The following is a 17,170-nucleotide window of genomic DNA, read 5'->3' as shown; positions in this document are numbered from 1 at the left end:
GTTACTTGATGTGAAATTATACAGTCTCCTGAGTCTTCTTTTTCTGAGTTTCGTGAGCTGTGTGAATGCACAACATTCAGATCAAATTCCAATCATTGCAATTAATGAAACAGTTTCGCAGGTAAATATTAATGCAAGTGCTCAATTATTGCGTACACACTCTAGAAACCAACTTTCCCAAGTTCAAGCATTGGAAGGTTGGTCACAACAAACCAACAACATTCCTCTAAACAAAGATCAAGCACTATGGCAGCGCTTTTCGCTGAGCTATCAAGATAACGTCGATCAACAGTTTTTGCTGACCATCAACAACCCTTCAATAGATTACCTTGATGCCTATGTTTTAGACGATAAAAATCGTCTTTTAGAAACCTATTTAGTAGGTGCAAAACGCGACCTTGAAACGCGCCCTTTCAATCATCGAAATTTTGTACTACCTATTTCACTTGCTCCCTATCAGACAGTTAATATTTATTTGCGCATTCAAGATGAAGGCCCCACGGTATACAATTTGAATGTATGGAAAGGGCCAGCATTTGTTGCTGATGAACAATTTAACTTGGCATTCATAGGGGTTATTGGTGGTGGGTTAGCCATCTTGTTTTTCTACTTTTTAGTAACCTATGTATTACTGAGGAGCCCCATCAGATTTTGGTTTGCCGTCGCCAATGCAGGCTTGCTGCTATTGTTCCTGAATATTCAGGGTATTGTCAGTCAGTTCGCTGCACTAGGTTCATACACGTCTGAAATCAATAGTGTTACCGTAGCAATATTGATATTCGCAGCCGCAAAAGTTTGCCATGCAATGTTATCAAGAGTGCCTATTTATTTGCGCTTCCTCTCATATTTGATGGCACTCTCATTAATCATCATCGCACCATTACTGAATAGCTATTATCAAATTATAAGTGCTGCCTCATTCGCCGCGGCAGCAGTGCTGCTACATTTGTTGTTAGCGGTCATATATCATAATCGCCAATATAGTATTTCAAATCGCCTGTACGCTTTTGGTTGGTTAATTATCAGCGCCACAGTGGTAATAGAGGTCCACTTTTACTTGTCAGGAAGGGTCAGTAATACCGATTTAGAACTGTTAATGTCGTTAGTGATTATGTCTGGTGCGCTATTAATAGCCGTTGCTATAGAAAGTCATGAAAAAGCGGTCGCTTTTGAAAAACAAATCCAACAGCAAAATGCGATTGACAACCTGCACCAGTTTTACGATCTTTTCCGAAATTCAGCAGAAGGGCTCTACACATCAACCCCTGAAGGTAAGTTAGTAACCACAAATCCTGCAATGTGCCAATTATTTGGATATAAAGACGAAACACAGATGTTGTCGGAGGTAAAAGACACTTCATTACTTTACGCTAACCCCCATGAACGAGACCTATTATTGGAAGAAATTTATCAAGCAGGTGTGGCGCTCGGTAAAGAAGTAAAAGGTGTACGTAGAGATGGCAGTGAGTTTTGGTTTTGTATCTCAATACAACTCACAGGCAACGACGATGAAAAATATTTTTTCGGTTCTATTTTTGATATTACCGAAAAGAAACAATCGACAATTAGTTTGGAATACTTAGCCACCCATGACTCATTAACCGGAGTTTATAACCGCCGCCAGTTTGAACAAAAGCTACGCGAGGGGATCCGCCGTTCAAAACAATTAAAACAAGCATTAACGCTTCTGTACATGGACCTAGATCAATTCAAAGTCGTTAACGACACCTGCGGCCATAAAGCTGGGGATGCCCTAATAAAACAGTTATCTCAATTGTTGAATGATGTAGTCATGAACAAAGGCATGTTAGCCAGACTGGGCGGTGATGAATTTGGCGTCATCCTAGAGTCTGAAAACGCCTTAGATGCTATTCAGATTGCTGAAAAATTACTGGCAATCGTGAAAGAGTTTAGATTTATTTGGGACAACCGCATTTTTGCTATGGGCATGAGAATTGGGTTAGCCAAATGGCAAGAAAACATCGAAACCCCAGAACAACTCATGAGCATGGCTGATGCCGCATGTTACGTCGCCAAAGAACATGGACGTAATCAAATACATGTGTATTCGAGCGAAGATCTAAAAATGCAGCGCTACGAATCTGAATTAAAGTGGGTGTCTCAAATAAATACGGCGCTGGAACAAAATAAATTCCAACTCTATTACCAACATTATTTCCCGCTTTCTAAAGTTGCTGACGGTCACTATTATGAAATTCTTTTAAGAATGCATGATGAAAATGGTCAGATTGTGCCACCAGCAGCGTTTTTACCCGCAGCTGAACGATATAATTTGACCATTGAAATCGATAAATGGGTGATCCTACATACGTTCAAATGGCTAGCGCAACACCCTGAACACTTATCTCAATTGAAACGTTGCAATATCAATTTAAGTGGCCATTCACTTGCTGATAATGATCTCAAGCGCCACGTTATACAAGCATTTGAAACTTATGAAATTCCCCACGATAAAATTTGCTTTGAGATCACTGAAAGTATGGCGATAGTTAAGATGGAGGAGACGTTACGCTTCATCACTGCATTTAGACGACTTGGCTGTACTTTCGCACTAGACGATTTTGGCAGCGGATTTTCGTCTTATAGTTATTTAAAGAACTTGCCAGTTAACTGCGTCAAAATCGATGGAAGTTTTGTAAAGGATCTGCTTGTGGATCCAGTAGATATGGCCATGGTCTGTTCCATGAAAGACGTCGCAAAAGCGATGTCAATGAGCACAGTCGCTGAATTTGTTGAATCAAAAGACGTGATGGTTGAATTAGGTAAGATAGGTGTCGATTTTGCCCAAGGCTACGGCGTGGCAAAACCTGCCGCACTTGATGAATTTACACCTTGTAAAACTATCGACTAAAGGTTGCAATCGAATTATTCGTGCCCATATTGGTGAATTAATACATGATTTATATTTTTAAAGGCCCTTTGTGGTGACTAGTACCCCGAAAAACAAATTTGAATTTGTGAGTTCTGCAGCCCTTCCAACCCAATTTGGATTATTCACAATTCACGGCTTTGTAGAAGTTGAAACACAACAAGAACATGTCGCGCTTTCCTATGGTCAATGGCAGGAAGGGGACACTGTACCGATTAGAATTCATTCAGAATGTCTTACTGGTGATGCCTTATTCAGTACCCGATGTGATTGTGGTGCTCAGTTGCAAAAGGGGCTTCAAAATATCGTGGAACATGGTAGTGGCGTATTACTCTATCTGCGCCAAGAAGGGCGAGGAATAGGCTTACTCAATAAAATTCGCGCCTACAAATTACAAGATAGCGGTCTTGATACAGTTGAAGCAAATGAACATTTAGGTTTTGATGCTGATTTGCGCGATTACGCCATCTGTAAGTTAATGCTTGAAACGTTGAAAGTGAAAAATGTCGCGCTAATGACCAACAACCCTAAAAAACAAGTCGCATTGACTCAAATGGGCATTAACGTGGTATCTCGCACACCTATAGATCATGGATTAACCGAAGATAACCGAAAGTATTTGCGCACTAAAACGGAAAAGTTAGGTCACCAATTCGATTTACATTTATTAAATAACGGTCCCCACAAGTAACCCCTCAAATTATTGCACGCTGCGGCAAGTTGTACTTAATTAAAAGCACGTTAAATTACGCTGATTTTAATGTTTGATTCAGCTAAGGTTAAGGCCAGTCATTCTATAAGTATTCTATATTTGAGGAGAATACTATGAAGAGTAGAACAAAATACGCTTTGGTGTATCTGACGGTGTTAACCGTAACGGCACTGTTAGCCATTAATCTTGCACAAGCGCAAGAGTCTAAAGACGTTGTAGTTGTTGATTCTCAATCGAATCAAAATACAAATGAGTCTGAACAAGAGTTTAATTACGAACTTGATCAAGCCGAGCTAGACCAAATGCTCGCTCCTATAGCCCTGTATCCCGATTCAGTGCTTTCTCATATTTTAGTTGCTTCAACTTACCCACTGGAAGTCGTTCAAGCAGCCAGATGGCGTGACAAAAACCAATCACTCAATGAAGAAGAAGTGATGGAAGCGATTGCTGAACAGGATTGGGATCCTAGCGTAAAAGCATTAGTACCATTTCATGAATTATTACAGCAAATTACCGAAGATCTGAATTGGCTACAGGATTTGGGCGATGCCTTCTTAATTAATGAAGAACAAGTACTATCCAGTGTTCAAGGCCTTCGCCACAAAGCATACGCTCAAGGCAGTTTAGAAAATAGCGAATACATTGAAGTCGTTGAAGAAGACAACGACATTGTTATTCAGTCAACGAAAACAGAAGTAGTGTATGTGCCTTACTACGATACACGCATTGTTTACGGTAATTGGTGGTGGCATAACTACCCTCCAATTTATTGGCATAGACCCGCTCATTATTACCGACATGCAGGTTTTTATTGGAGCCCACGAGTGTATGTTCGACACAGTGTATTTTGGGGCGGCTTCAACTGGGGTAATCGCTACATAGTCGTTAATAATCACTATTCACATCGCAACTACCGTCGTGACGATGGCGTGCGTAGAGTGAACTCTAATGAATATCAACGCTGGCAACATAACCCTAATCATAGAAGAGGCGTTAGATATAACGCTCATACTCCTAAAGTTGTGTATCGTGTACAAGATCGCCACGATAATAGACGGGTTAATGTTAGCGAAGGAAAAGCGCGCATCCTTGATAAATCGAGACCGGTACAGGTTAGACAAAGAGAAAAAGACATTAAAAGCGACAATCGTGCCTTGCGAACTCAACAAAAATTACAGAGCCAAGCAAATAGACGAAACGAATATATTGATAAAAATAACAAGACGACTCAGCGACAGCGTGTCGAAAGAGATAACAATAAACGTGAAAACATTCGTCAAGTGCCAGCTCAGTCTCGCAATAACGTAGTAAATCGCTCTCAAGACAATGTGCAACAAAGAGAACCGAATAGAGAGCGAGTGCAACGTAACAACTACAATTCGTCTGACGTGAAAGTACAAAATACAAATCGGTCACAGTCAAATGTTAATACGAGTTCGAAGCAACGTTATTCGAATCAAAAAGTACATAGCACGCAACGAAACGTTAAAAGTTACTCTCCTAATCGGAGCAATGTACAAAGAACAGTAAACAGGAACCAAAATCGCCAGATTAACAAGGGAAATAGACGAGAGCGATAATCAGCAACGGTTTAAGAACGTTCAACGAACCTACCCCTCTGCCGGTCTACTCTAATTGGACCGGCAGCCAATCCTTCAAAGTTCCTCGATGACACTTGCTAATCCATGCAGCATAGGCAATTATACGGTTTAGTGGTCAATTTTAACCAACTCCATAAGATAAACGGGAAGATAAAAACCTAAACCTCGGTCGAACAATATGCGAATCGGATTTTAACTGCGTTGATACCACTAGATCGGATCTAACCTAAACAATGCTTTGGGCATAAAAAATACCGCGCATACTATCGAGAAAACACTTATCTAAGGGAAAAAGGTATTAGTTGTAGTCGACCTTCCTAACTAGAATTAGAAGCAATGGAACTTTGTAATTGATTCAGATACCTCCACAAAAACCGCTAAATAAACTCAATGTGCTGGTCATAGACGGTCAGTCTTTGGTTACAGATACGATTAAATCTGCATTAACTGAAATAGGCATTAGTACCTGTAAAAGTGCAGAGAATGCATTTTATGCCTTGCGTTTATGTGAGGAAACGAAGTTTGATGTCGTCCTCATATCTTTTGATATCCGTAGTGATAAAGATGGCTTCAATTTACTCGAAGAGTTGCGCTTAAAAGGTCATATCAGCAAAACCACAATGGTTATTTTCTTAAGCGCTGATACATCAATGGAACTGGTAAATTGTGTGGTTGAGCTGCAACCCAGTGACTTTTGGGTGAAACCACTAGACCGCAAAAAGATGGAGAAGCGTTTTACATATCTTTTCGGCATAAAAGAAAAACTTTATAAGTTGTCTTATTGTATCGATAAGGGCGAATATCCTACGGCCATCTATTTTGCTGAACGACAGTTAAAAGACCCTTCGCTCAGTCAGTATTACCCAATGATCAACCGGTTAATTGGTGAAAGCCTTATAAACCTAAAAGAATATTCTCAAGCAGAACATTTCTACAAAGAACTGGGGGAGCGATATAAATACGGTTGGGTGCAAGTCAACTTAGCTAGAAGCTTATTGAAACAAGACAAAATGACCGAAGCGCTAGCATTAACAGATCAATTACTTGAAAGAGACGATACACGCTTTAGCACCTACGACGCTTTGGCTGAATATTATATTGAAAAAGAAGACTATGCTAAAGGATATGAAATTATCCAAGAAGCTACCAAATTAGCGCCACGAAACTTAGACCGGAATAAAAAATCGTGGAATTTAGCCCGACTAAATCACGATAAAAAAGGGCAATACATTGCAACTATGAATATGGCTAAGTTTGCGAAGAACTCTATCCATGATTCACCAGATTTAAATCTCAACGTTATTCGCTCAGCAATTGATTTAGCCGCATCGTTAACCGGAGAAGATGCAGCCAAACTTATTACAAAAACTGAAAGAGACATTACCTTTTTTGTGCAGGAATTCGGACATGACAGCCAATTAAAAGAACAATTAGCAATTATTAATGCGCGCATGCTGAACCTTAAAAGTGACAAGAAAGGTGCTGAAGAAATCATTAAAAACCATATGCACACTCAATCAACTAGCTCCGTAGAAGACAGTTTGGACAAAGTAAAAGCCTTTCATGAAATGGGCTACTGGGAAGAATCAATTCGTCTGCTAGATTCAATAAAGTCAAAAATTGAATCTGATAGCTTCTTGGGGCAGGTTATCAACGAATACTTAGATCAAGAAAGCAAAGAGCGCACCGATATTCGCTATTCTCCAAAAGAGCTAGGTGAAATGGCTTCTTCCCACTATAAAAACAAACGCTATGAACCTGCATATGAATTACTTTTACAGGCTTTCACTTTAGCACCAAGAAACCCGAATATGGCGTTAAGTATCTTGAAAGTGATGGCTAAGTTGGTTGACGAAGTTAGTTTTGATAAAAATCATCTAGCATGTTTAAAGAAGTGCAAAAACACGTTAGACAGCATTGCGTTATCCCCTAACCAACAGAAAAAAATGGATGAATACTTAGCCGTCATCGAGCAGCAGCTAACCTCAGCGTAATCAACACAGGTTACTACAATTGGAACTGTTTGATTTCACCCAACGAGTCGGAATGCGGAGTCAGCAACGTTTTAATTCAACGTGTTGCTGAGGTTCTAATTGCTTCTGTTAATAACTCAATCTGCGGTAACGTATTATAAATGTGAAAAGAAAAACGCATGACATTGCCACGAACATCAAAATAACAATGTTGCCGTTGCAGTTCACTTTCAAGCATATTTATATTTGCATCAGGCAATTCAATACACAAAGTCCCACCATTATTTTCTAAGTCGATAGAAGCCTGCAAACAATCTTCAATGTTTATCAACAATTCATTAGCCAACCGGCGGTTATGCGCAAATATATTCTGCTGACCGATTTCTAACAAGGTTTCCACACTTCCCTTGGCTAATGCAAAAGGAGCAACGTTGGGTGTCCCTCCCCAAAATCGTTTTGCGTCCTGCGCATATTGAAAATGATTAATGTCCATTTCAAACGGATTTTGATGGGAAAACCAACCTACATCGATAGGTGACAACATTTCGGTTGTTTGCGGATTAACCCACATGAAGCCTGCTCCCGGCCCGCCACATAACCATTTAACACAAGATCCAAATACTGCATCGGCATTCCATGAAGTTAAATTAATAGGCAAGATGCCTGCAGACTGCGCTATATCAACTGCAAAGTAACTATTGTATTTATCACAAAGCATTGCGATATGTTCGATAGGAGCGACCGTTCCAGTATTGGAATGCACATGGGTGGCCAAGACACAAAAAACATCTTTATTGATAGCTTGTTCCCAGGTTTCTTTATTCGAGACAGGTTCCGAAGCTGGAATAAACACCAATTCAAATCCCATCTTCTGCATAGCATTGCAGACAAATCCCATAGATGGAAACGCAGTTTGGTGAATTAAAATTTTGCGTTTTGTGGCTGTCTTAATCGATTGCGTTTCCGGTAACGACATCAACCACTTTGTAAAACCGCTAGAAAGATTACTTTGTGGGCAAAAATCCGATGCCTGTCCATGCAATAACTGACCTAAAGACGCACAAAACGCATCAACCGTGTCTAACCAGATAGGCCAGGCATCTCCTCCTGACATTTTCCAAGGGGTTAGAAAGTTTTCTGCCAAACTCGTTTCTGCTTTTTTGGGCAAGCACCCTACTGAATGACTAAGAAAATAGTGACCTTCAGGGAGATTAAATAACGAAGCCGCGCTCACTCGCTAACAGCCTTTTTTTCCACAATAGAATCTCGAACTCGACCATATGACTGTCCCCATGCATCAGTCATCTGATCGCGAATTTGCCAAAGCTCCGGAAAGAATTGATGTTTAGCGCCAGACTTTAACATATCCACTGGACGTCCCTTAAGTGAGTGTGAACCAATACCGATAGAACGCTGAATCAGGAATAGGTGCTGCCAACGAAACTTCTGCAACAACTCATCGAATTCGACTAAGCTCTCAGCAATCACGTAACTATCATCATGTTGATATTCACTGTCGTAAATAGCTTCGATACTGGTGTTACGCATTTCTACATATTGTTTATGAAAAACAGCCCACAAATCAGTGGGAATCTTCACTAGAATGCGAAACCCCGGTGATTCTTGCCCACTGCCATTACCCAATTGCAAACGAATTTGTTGGTACTCTTTGGGCGACATGGTTTCTAATAAGTCCATTTGTTCAATCATCATCTTTTGCAACATATGAACCCGTTTCATGGCCGTAATCACTCGATGACTTTGCTCAGCCTGCATATATTCCAACACATCAATTAGCGTATAAATCATCAATTTCATCCACAACTCTTCTACCTGATGGACGATCTGAAATTGTAACTCATCAGAATTGCACAGTTTATTTAATGGCTTTTGACATTGTAATAAAGTATCGCATTGCAAATATGCGCCGTAATCAAGGATTTCTGGATTCTCTAACATACTGCTATATTTTTGTCGGTACATGCTGCTGTCCAAATAGTTAATTCGAACAACATGTTAATTGATTAGCCCATGAACATTGTTCCTCAAAAACTTGATATTTATCACTTTTTAGAACAAAGTTAAGAATACCGAACCTAATAAAGAACGATACCCTAGCAATATCTATGAATGATAAAGATAAACAAATAATATCCAGACTTGAACAGGATGGCCGCCTTTCATTTGCAACCTTAGGGGAGTCAATTGGGTTAAGTAAAACACCGTGCTGGAATCGGGTTAAAACCTTGCAGAAGAACCATGTAATAACCGGGTTTTCCGCAGACATTTCACCGCAGGCGTTGGGTTTGAATATACGTGCTTTGGTGCACGTGGTAATAAATATCGAGCAGCACCAAAAATTTGAACAATCGATAATAAATCACGTCTCGGTGCGCTCATGTCATGCGGTTACCGGCGAATTTGATTATGTTCTGGAAGTGTTAGCCAAAGACATCAATCATTTTGATGAATTGTTGCGAGTTGATCTATCGCGGCTGCCCGGTGTTTTAAGATTTAATACGTCAATAACTACACGCATGATTAAACAAAATGGCCCCTACAGTAAGATGCTGTAATCCAAGTCGCTTAATGTAGCGTGTAGCTCAACATTATTTACCTAAACCATATCGACTTACGAACTCCTGAGCAAAACGCTCAGCTGAGCTTGCATCCATGTTGAAATATAACGAAGGCTCGATTAACTCAACTTCCATGGTCACATATCTATCTTTGTATTTAACCAAGTCAATGCGTGCATACAGTGGTAGCTCTGGTAAAGCTGCAACAACTTCGTTGGCCGTTTCTAACAAAGGTTCTTCCGCTTCCACACTTCTTAGTTGACCACCATGTTCTTCTTGCACTCTGAAGTCATTATGTTTTGGCACTTTGACAATACAATGACTAAATTTCCCGTTGAAATAAAATAATGAGTATTCGCCTTCATTAACCACGCTTTTAATAAAGGGTTGGATCATATATCCACGGGTCGAAAAAACTTCTGAAAGTCCTTGCTCCTCAGCCAATACTGCATCTAAGGTTAAGCGATAAGTGTAATCGGCATTGGCACTAACAAGCGGCTTGATAACAATTTCACGGCAGCCAAAATACTCGAACGCACCTTTAATCTCTTCAAAATCAAAGGTATAACACCATTTTGTTGGTACTATTCCGACGCCTTTGTCATTCAGATCTCTTAAGTAATCTTTATTGATGTTCCACTTTACCAATGCAAGACTATTTTCTAATTTTGCTGTGCTGCTGTGTATTTTCTCTAACACTTCAACGAATTCATCGGCTTTAGATTGATAGTCCCAAGTGCTGCGGATGACCACCACTTCATAGTCATTCCAATCAATATTATCTGCATGCCAAGATACTTCATCGGCCTGCCAACCTAGCTTCAATAAAGGCTCGTACGCTAAATGATCATAAACGAAGAAATCTTCTAAATCGTCAGTCGATAAAATCGCTAACTTGCGCATCTGATTATTCTCCTGATAACACTATAGTAAAAATAGTTTTGAAATTAAGAATAACGAACAATTTAACACTAAACCAGAGTTGTGAATATTTTGTTAATTTACTCTTTGGAATCCAGACGGCCTAGACCGGTCTAAATAAGGGAATTATTCAATAATTGAAAACCGGACCAGGTCAATAATGGAATAGATATTAATATGGTGATGCGAGTGAGAAATTGAAAGCCGTTAGACCAATTTTTTGAGGTTTGTTTTTGCATTCTTTTCGCATCGCTCAAGATCAACTCACGATCCTGCATGGTTAGTTTCTCAAAACCGTCACTCACTGCTGGATTTGGCAATGGCCACTCAAAATGATTAACAGCTTGAACACTTTCAATAGTGCTACTTTTAATTTGCTTCATTCTGAGTAACGGGTAAAACGTCAAGTTAATGAAAATTAACAGTACAGCGATTGCAAAAATGCAGTCTTTGAATTGAGGCTCCCCACCTATCCATAAAATGGGTACTAAGGACAATCCGATTGAAATAAATAATGCATTCCTGAAAATTGCATTAGTAAAAGGTAAAACGTGCGCGCTTTTAAACAATTCTATGGTTAAGTGTTTGACGATAAATTCATCGATTATTTTCGTATTACGCAAAATAATCGCAATACTTAAACAAATGCCTGTCCACATCCACCACGCTTGTAACACCAAAGGAGTCCGCCTTAAATTGGCTTCGGGGCCCAAGTCTTCCACGTAAAATAGCCCTTCGGTGTACAAATAGCTAAACGTCACTAAAAAACCAGCGACTAAACTAAAAACCAAAATTAAGATGGGAATTTCACAGATTCTTTTTGTAATTTGGCTAGATTCATCGGAAGTTAATCCGCAACTAAGAGCGTTTTTCTGTGTTTCTTGATGCGCGATAGCAATAATATGCGGCAAAATAAAATAGGTAAATCCGCCAATTATGGGTAAACCAAATGCAGCGCCTAGATCTCTTACCTGTGTCTCATGCAAATCGAAGTTAAGGCTTACTATCAATCCATTCCAATAATTTAAAACGATAAGGCAAACAGACATACAAACTGCAAACCAAGACCACTTGTAATTTATGCTAAAAATATGAGTCACAAATAACCACTAACGAATCAAAAAACAATTATCGGAGATAACGCGGGCAGCAAATATACCTTAATTTGCAGCAAAAAACGTGGGTTAAAATGGATTAAGGCTATATCCTTGTTGGCTCAAAAGCGCATGTGCTGTCATCGCGGATAAGGCCATCTGCACTCCACCGATTAAATCTTGGTTTGCAATTTTGTCGTATGCCGCTGATTGTCCACATAAAAAGATTTGTACATTGTTTTGTAATAATGCATTTAGCATAGCGTGATTAGGGTTATCTGTAGCGAAACGCGCTTGATACGCCTTTTGATTAAGTAAATCACTCCCCGCTTTACCATGAACGACAAGTGCCAAGTGTATATTTTCTTGCTCAACACCGTTTGCCACCAGCATATTCATAAATCTAGCTAAGCTTTCAATGTGCCTGTTGAGGGTCTTTTCACCACTGATTTTACTTACATCAAATACCACTTTAAATTCAGTATCGCTACTAACTTCTTGGTCTAGTTGAACTTTTGCATGCTTGCCAAATTCTTGAATAACAGGGCCTGACTTAAATACATCATTACCAAAACATTGCAAACTGACCATTATTAAAACCAAAGTATAAAATTGCTTTTTCATTGCACTTTTCCCAGAAAAACCCACTTACCGGATTCTAACTTATTATATGCAGTTTTATGAATCTCAATTTAAACAATCAATCGCGAAAATATGTGTTTGTATATCACCTATCTAACTGACTTGAGGAAATAAAGTTGCTTATTTAACAAACTAAAAAATGTTAAATCTTCTTTATTCGAATTAGAACAGGTAACATTAGACAATGTGGTAGGTATTTTAGGCTATCGTGTTTATTCCTTCGAATGGGTTCAACTAAGAAATGGAATATCAGTGAGCCAAATTTATGCTCGTGTATTGCATAGCAAACGCTGTAAACCGCAAAAAATACCAATGAAATATAATAATAAGATGTGAGTTAGTATGAACAATCCATGGATAAAGGCGCTACTTTTTGTAGTGATTATTGTCTTGGGAATAGGCGCAATGATGACCATCAGCGCTTCTGGCCAAGAAGAAACAGAAAACGAAATAATAGATACGCGACCGCTGGTCAAAATAGTTCCCGCCGAATCAATTAATTATCAGGTACTCATTCATAGCTTTGGCGAAGTTACGCCTTTAGAAAGCACCAATTTAGCTGCACAAGTTTCCGGTGAAGTGGTTAGTTGGAATCCCAAATTTGTCGCTGGGGGATTGATAAAACGAGGTGAAACCCTATTCAGCATCGAAAAAGATGCTTATGAAGCCGCTCTATTGCAAGCTGAAGCCGAGCTAACACAAGCGCAAGCATCCTTAATAGAAGAACAAGCTCGCGCCGAAGTTGCAAAGCGGGAGGCAAAAAATCTGCCGTCTAGTCAAGTTAGTGATTTGTATTTACGTAAACCGCAATTGTTAAGTGCACAAGCTTCCGTTAAATCAGCTCAGGCTAGAATAAAAATCGCCCAACGAGATCTGAATAATTGCGACATTACAGCACCTTATGACGCTTTAGTAATTGAACGCTCTATTGGTCTTGGTGATTTCGTTAACAGTGGAATGGTCGCCGGTAGACTTAACAGTATCGAATATGCCGAAGTTTTATTCCCCATCGCAGGTTTCGACAGCGCGTTTTTACCCTCCCGGTTAGAAAACCAAGAAGCAATCGTGATAAATAAAGGGGTTAAAACCTTTTCCCGTGTTGGTAAAATAGCGCGTGACACGGGTGTTATTGATCAATCAACACGAATGAGTCATATAGTGGTGCGCATAACCGATCCTTATGGCCTAAAAAGCCAAGTTCCAGCGCTCAAATTTGGTAGCTACGTAGAAGTAAATATTTCAGGTCAAACATTGCAAAATGTGTATCGATTGCCGCAAGATTTGGTGACTAATAGGCAGGTTTGGGTAGTAGACAAATACAACAAATTGCAACCTAAGCCGGTTGAAATCATTCGTGAAGAAGGCACTTTCTTTATCGTCAAAAGTGGTCTTCAAGAAAATGATCGTGTCGTAACAACAGTTCCTGAATATCCCCAGAAAAATATGGAAGTACGCTTATCCAGCGAACACAAAGAAGACGATTTAGTCGTTCAACAGACTAACCTGTAGGCTAAATATGATGACTAATGAAACCAAACAAACTGGTTTGATCGCCTATTTTGCGAATAATTCTGTTGCCGCTAACTTACTGATGATTTTTATCGCGGTCATGGGAGCTGTAAGTTATACCTCTTTACCTCGACAGATGTTCCCAAGTTTAGAAATTAACTACATCACCATTCAAGCAAATTATCCCGGTGCCTCTCCACAAGAAATTGAAGAAGGCATTCTGATAAAAATTGATGAAGCGCTTAAAGATGTGACTGAAATCAAGCGCAGTATCTCCAGAGCATTCAGAAATAGCGGCAGTGTCACTCTGGAAATCGATCCCGATGAAGATCTGGCCTATGTGCTCGACAAAGTAAAACTGCGAGTTGATGGTATAGCGACCTTCCCTGCCGGAATGGAGCCAGTCACAGTTTACCAAGAAGAGTTTAATCAAGACGTTATCGAAATGGCAGTAGTGGGTGATTTCCCACTGGGTGACTTGAAGCCGATGGCGAAGAAAGTAGAAGACGAATTACTGCAATTGAATAATGTTTCTCTGGTTGATTTGTATGCACCCGATGACGAAATTGCCGTTGAAATCCAACCCGACGAATTACGTAAATACAACATTACCCTTGATGATGTGCGAATGGCAATTCGGCGTTTTTCAGCCAATTACTCGGCTGGGCAATTGCGTACCGACTCCGGCATTATTTCCGTGCGGGTTGAAAACCAATTTTACAAAGGCGAAGAATTCCGTCGCATACCAATCAAAATTGGCGCTAATGGCGCACAAGTGCTGCTTGAAGACGTGGCCATAATTGAGGATGGGTTCACCGAAGGAGAGCGTTACTTTAAGTTTTCTGGCGAAAATGCAATTTACATGTCAGTAAATGCAACTAAAGACCAAAATATGATCCCAGTTGCCGAATCGGTAAAAGCATATGTTGAAGAGCGCAACAAAACCATGCCAGAGGGGATCAGATTAGAGATCCTAATCGATATGACGATGTACGTGACTGACCGCCTGAACATGATGCTAAGCAACTTATTTCAAGGCTCAATTTTAGTTGCGTTTATGTTGACTTTATTCCTACGATTTCGATTAGCACTATGGGTTATGATCGGGCTGCCCGTGTGTTTTCTAGGCGCTATTTTATCAATGAGTATGTTCGGTATCACCGTGAACATATTGTCATTGTTCGCTTTTATTATGGTGTTAGGGATTGTGGTGGATGACGCCATTGTCATAGGTGAAAGTGCCTATACTGAAATCGAAAAATATGGCGGTGGCGTAGAGAATGTGGTTAAAGGTGCTAAGCGTGTTGCCACGCCTGCAACATTTGGCGTATTAACCACCATAGCGGTCTTTTTACCTTTCACTCAAGGAAGTGGTTTCCAAGGCACAATGATGTGGAATGTCGCCGGTGTTGCCATATTTTGCTTAGCCTTTAGTTTAATCGAATCAAAACTGATTTTACCTGCTCACCTGGCACATACCAACTTCAAACCTATCAAAGTGGGTAGCTGGCGAGATAGATTTAACACACGTTTTTTCGGTTTTGTGAATGGCCCCTATCGCAATTTTGTAGAAGTGTGCACGCGTTTCCGTTGGGCAGTTTTAGGTACGTTTATCGCCTTTTTGATGATAAGTATTGGTTTAGTGTTAGGCAACTTCGTACGCATGGTGCCTTCTCCCAAGGTACCCCATGACTTTCCAAGCATTCAAATCGAAATGAATGAAACCGTATCAGATTCAGCCACCATTGAAGCTTTACAACTAATCGAAAAGGTTATTTATAAAATTGAAAATGAAGTGACCAAGGAGTATGGCACAGGCTTAATTCGGGATTTATTGTCATTTAACCAAGGCCGCACTGAAGGACGGATTTTAATAGCCCTTGTGCCTGAAGAAGAACGACACTTCGATACCTTCGAGTTAGCGCGGAGATGGCGTGCAGAAATTCCTGAAATTCCCGGAATGAAATCGTTTACCGTTCGTGATGAACCCATGACAGGGGGAAATGACGGTGATTTTGGTTATTTACTGTTTGGGCCTGACATTGAAACGTTAAATGCCGCAGGTCGAAAGTTTATCGAACTTTTACAACAAGAAAAGGGCTTGTTTGATATCAGTTCAACTATAGATCCTGCAGGCAAAGAGATTCAAATGACCTTGTTGCCGGTGGCATATGACTTAGGCTTGAACCTCTCAACGATAGCCTCACAAGTAGGCGCTAGCTTTTACGGCGGCGAAGCGCAGCGGGTAATTCGCGACGGTGAAGAAGTACGCGTAATGGTGCGTTACCCTAGGTTGACGAGGGAACGATTTGCCGAGCTAAAATATGCGGTGATCACCACGCCAGCAGGAAAAGAAGTCATGCTTGGAGACGTTGTTGAGTTAACCGAGAAACCCGGAATTAGCTATATTAGACGAGAAGGCGGATACCGTAGCGTTTACGTGTTTGGCAACATTGATGAAGAAGCGGTTGAACCCAATGAAGTGGTGAGCAGAATTGCTGAAAGCTTACTTCCAGAGATTCAAAAGAGCTATCCATCAGTGAAAACACAATTAGGTGGCTCGATCGAGGAAACGCAAGCTCAGCAAAATGAACAAGTCCTGTTTTTTATTGCTGGACTCATCATGATGTATATATTGCTCGCTGTGCCACTAAAGAGCTATATGCAACCATTTATGATATTGCTGGTTATCCCCTTTAGCTTTACAGGTGCAATTTGGGGCCACTTTATATATGGGGTCGACTTGAGCACTATGTCTACATTTGGGTTAATCGCAGCCGCAGGTGTGGTAATCAATGACTCATTGTTAATGACAGACTTTATTAACTCCCGACGCAAAGAAGGTATCCATCTAAAACAAGCTGTTTTAGATGCAGGTTGTGCTCGATTCAGAGCTATCACCCTAACTTCTATTACGACATTTGTAGGTGTTTTGCCGATCATGTTTGAAACCAGTACTCAGGCACGCTCTGTCATACCCATGGCGATTGCTCTTGGCTACGCGGTTTTGTATGCCACCGTAGTAACCTTAATATTGATTCCTTGTATGTATCTTATTTTAGAAGATATAAGAGTGCCTTTTAGATGGCTAAAAACACGGTTGTTCAGAGCAGAAGTAGAACACTCCACGGGATAAATCCCGTGCTACAAAACCCCGAATAACATCACCTGTAGCAGGGGCTTTACCCCTGAGGACCACGATACCCTCCACGGGATAAATCCCGTGCTACAAAATCCCAAAATGACAAC

12 protein-coding genes are annotated in these 17,170 nt (G+C 40.3%); 7 read left to right on the top strand and 5 right to left on the bottom strand.

The window, feature by feature from the left end; all coding sequences use genetic code 11:
• Nucleotides 1-61 precede the first annotated feature (61 nt).
• The 4 genes from GLIP_RS14010 (at nucleotide 62) to GLIP_RS13995 (ending at nucleotide 7,197) form a co-directional block, all read left to right on the top strand.
• Nucleotides 62-2,872: an EAL domain-containing protein gene (locus GLIP_RS14010; RefSeq protein ID WP_008845307.1), complete on the top strand. Its 2,811-nt coding sequence runs from the start codon at nucleotides 62-64 to the stop codon at nucleotides 2,870-2,872.
• A 70-nt stretch (nucleotides 2,873-2,942) separates the two neighbouring features.
• The gene (gene ribA, locus GLIP_RS14005; protein ID WP_008845306.1) at nucleotides 2,943-3,581 is read left to right on the top strand and encodes a GTP cyclohydrolase II; all 639 of its coding nucleotides are present in this window, start codon (nucleotides 2,943-2,945) and stop codon (nucleotides 3,579-3,581) included.
• Between the two features lie 134 nt (nucleotides 3,582-3,715).
• Nucleotides 3,716-5,182: a DUF3300 domain-containing protein gene (locus tag GLIP_RS14000; RefSeq protein WP_008845305.1), complete on the top strand. Its 1,467-nt coding sequence runs from the start codon at nucleotides 3,716-3,718 to the stop codon at nucleotides 5,180-5,182.
• Between the two features lie 371 nt (nucleotides 5,183-5,553).
• Entirely contained in the window at nucleotides 5,554-7,197 is a 1,644-nt protein-coding gene (locus tag GLIP_RS13995) for a response regulator (RefSeq protein ID WP_008845304.1), read from the top strand.
• A 76-nt stretch (nucleotides 7,198-7,273) separates the two neighbouring features.
• Here GLIP_RS13995 and GLIP_RS13990 read toward each other — a convergent pair whose 3' ends face one another.
• Complete coding sequence (locus tag GLIP_RS13990; protein WP_008845303.1) at nucleotides 7,274-8,410, bottom strand: aminotransferase class V-fold PLP-dependent enzyme; 1,137 nt, start codon at nucleotides 8,408-8,410, stop codon at nucleotides 7,274-7,276.
• The gene (locus GLIP_RS13985; protein WP_008845302.1) at nucleotides 8,407-9,159 is read right to left on the bottom strand and encodes a tryptophan 2,3-dioxygenase family protein; all 753 of its coding nucleotides are present in this window, start codon (nucleotides 9,157-9,159) and stop codon (nucleotides 8,407-8,409) included. Before GLIP_RS13985 ends, GLIP_RS13990 begins: the two co-directional genes overlap by 4 nt.
• 143 nt (nucleotides 9,160-9,302) lie before the next feature.
• On the opposite strand from GLIP_RS13985, the gene GLIP_RS13980 reads away from it, so the two are divergent.
• Nucleotides 9,303-9,752, top strand: coding sequence for an Lrp/AsnC family transcriptional regulator (locus tag GLIP_RS13980; RefSeq protein WP_008845301.1), 450 nt, complete (start codon nucleotides 9,303-9,305; stop codon nucleotides 9,750-9,752).
• 33 nt (nucleotides 9,753-9,785) lie between these two features.
• Here the strand turns inward: GLIP_RS13980 and GLIP_RS13975 are convergent, their stop codons facing one another.
• The 3 genes from GLIP_RS13975 to GLIP_RS13965 all read right to left on the bottom strand — a co-directional run bounded on the left by GLIP_RS13975 (nucleotide 9,786) and on the right by GLIP_RS13965 (nucleotide 12,394).
• Complete coding sequence (locus GLIP_RS13975) at nucleotides 9,786-10,658, bottom strand: ATP-grasp domain-containing protein (protein WP_008845300.1); 873 nt, start codon at nucleotides 10,656-10,658, stop codon at nucleotides 9,786-9,788.
• A gap of 131 nt (nucleotides 10,659-10,789) precedes the next feature.
• The gene (locus tag GLIP_RS13970; RefSeq protein WP_008845299.1) at nucleotides 10,790-11,725 is read right to left on the bottom strand and encodes a hypothetical protein; all 936 of its coding nucleotides are present in this window, start codon (nucleotides 11,723-11,725) and stop codon (nucleotides 10,790-10,792) included.
• A gap of 135 nt (nucleotides 11,726-11,860) precedes the next feature.
• Complete coding sequence (locus tag GLIP_RS13965) at nucleotides 11,861-12,394, bottom strand: DsrE family protein (RefSeq protein WP_008845298.1); 534 nt, start codon at nucleotides 12,392-12,394, stop codon at nucleotides 11,861-11,863.
• A 360-nt stretch (nucleotides 12,395-12,754) separates the two neighbouring features.
• Between GLIP_RS13965 and GLIP_RS13960 the strand changes: the two genes are divergently transcribed.
• Both GLIP_RS13960 and GLIP_RS13955 read left to right on the top strand, forming a co-directional pair.
• Nucleotides 12,755-13,921, top strand: a complete 1,167-nt coding sequence (locus GLIP_RS13960; protein WP_008845296.1) for an efflux RND transporter periplasmic adaptor subunit — start codon at nucleotides 12,755-12,757, stop codon at nucleotides 13,919-13,921.
• 7 nt (nucleotides 13,922-13,928) lie between these two features.
• Nucleotides 13,929-17,057 carry an efflux RND transporter permease subunit gene (locus GLIP_RS13955; protein ID WP_008845295.1) on the top strand — a complete coding sequence of 1,043 codons (3,129 nt, stop codon included), beginning with the start codon at nucleotides 13,929-13,931 and terminating at the stop codon, nucleotides 17,055-17,057.
• The last annotated feature ends 113 nt before the right edge of the window (nucleotides 17,058-17,170 follow it).

The sequence above is a fragment of the Aliiglaciecola lipolytica E3 genome (assembly GCF_000314975.1).
GTDB lineage: Bacteria > Pseudomonadota > Gammaproteobacteria > Enterobacterales > Alteromonadaceae > Aliiglaciecola > Aliiglaciecola lipolytica.
This window is presented reverse-complemented; position numbering and strand designations above follow the sequence as displayed.

What these genes read in the sequence shown, in the direction of transcription:
- GLIP_RS13980 (WP_008845301.1), top strand. Translation starts at nt 9,303, where the DNA reads ATGAATGATAAAGATAAACAAATAATATCCAGACTTGAACAGGATGGC.
- GLIP_RS13975 (WP_008845300.1), bottom strand. Translation starts at nt 10,658, where the DNA reads ATGCGCAAGTTAGCGATTTTATCGACTGACGATTTAGAAGATTTCTTC.
- GLIP_RS14000 (WP_008845305.1), top strand. Translation starts at nt 3,716, where the DNA reads ATGAAGAGTAGAACAAAATACGCTTTGGTGTATCTGACGGTGTTAACC.
- GLIP_RS13955 (WP_008845295.1), top strand. Translation starts at nt 13,929, where the DNA reads ATGATGACTAATGAAACCAAACAAACTGGTTTGATCGCCTATTTTGCG.
- GLIP_RS13985 (WP_008845302.1), bottom strand. Translation starts at nt 9,159, where the DNA reads ATGTACCGACAAAAATATAGCAGTATGTTAGAGAATCCAGAAATCCTT.
- GLIP_RS13965 (WP_008845298.1), bottom strand. Translation starts at nt 12,394, where the DNA reads ATGAAAAAGCAATTTTATACTTTGGTTTTAATAATGGTCAGTTTGCAA.
- GLIP_RS13960 (WP_008845296.1), top strand. Translation starts at nt 12,755, where the DNA reads ATGAACAATCCATGGATAAAGGCGCTACTTTTTGTAGTGATTATTGTC.
- GLIP_RS13970 (WP_008845299.1), bottom strand. Translation starts at nt 11,725, where the DNA reads ATGTCTGTTTGCCTTATCGTTTTAAATTATTGGAATGGATTGATAGTA.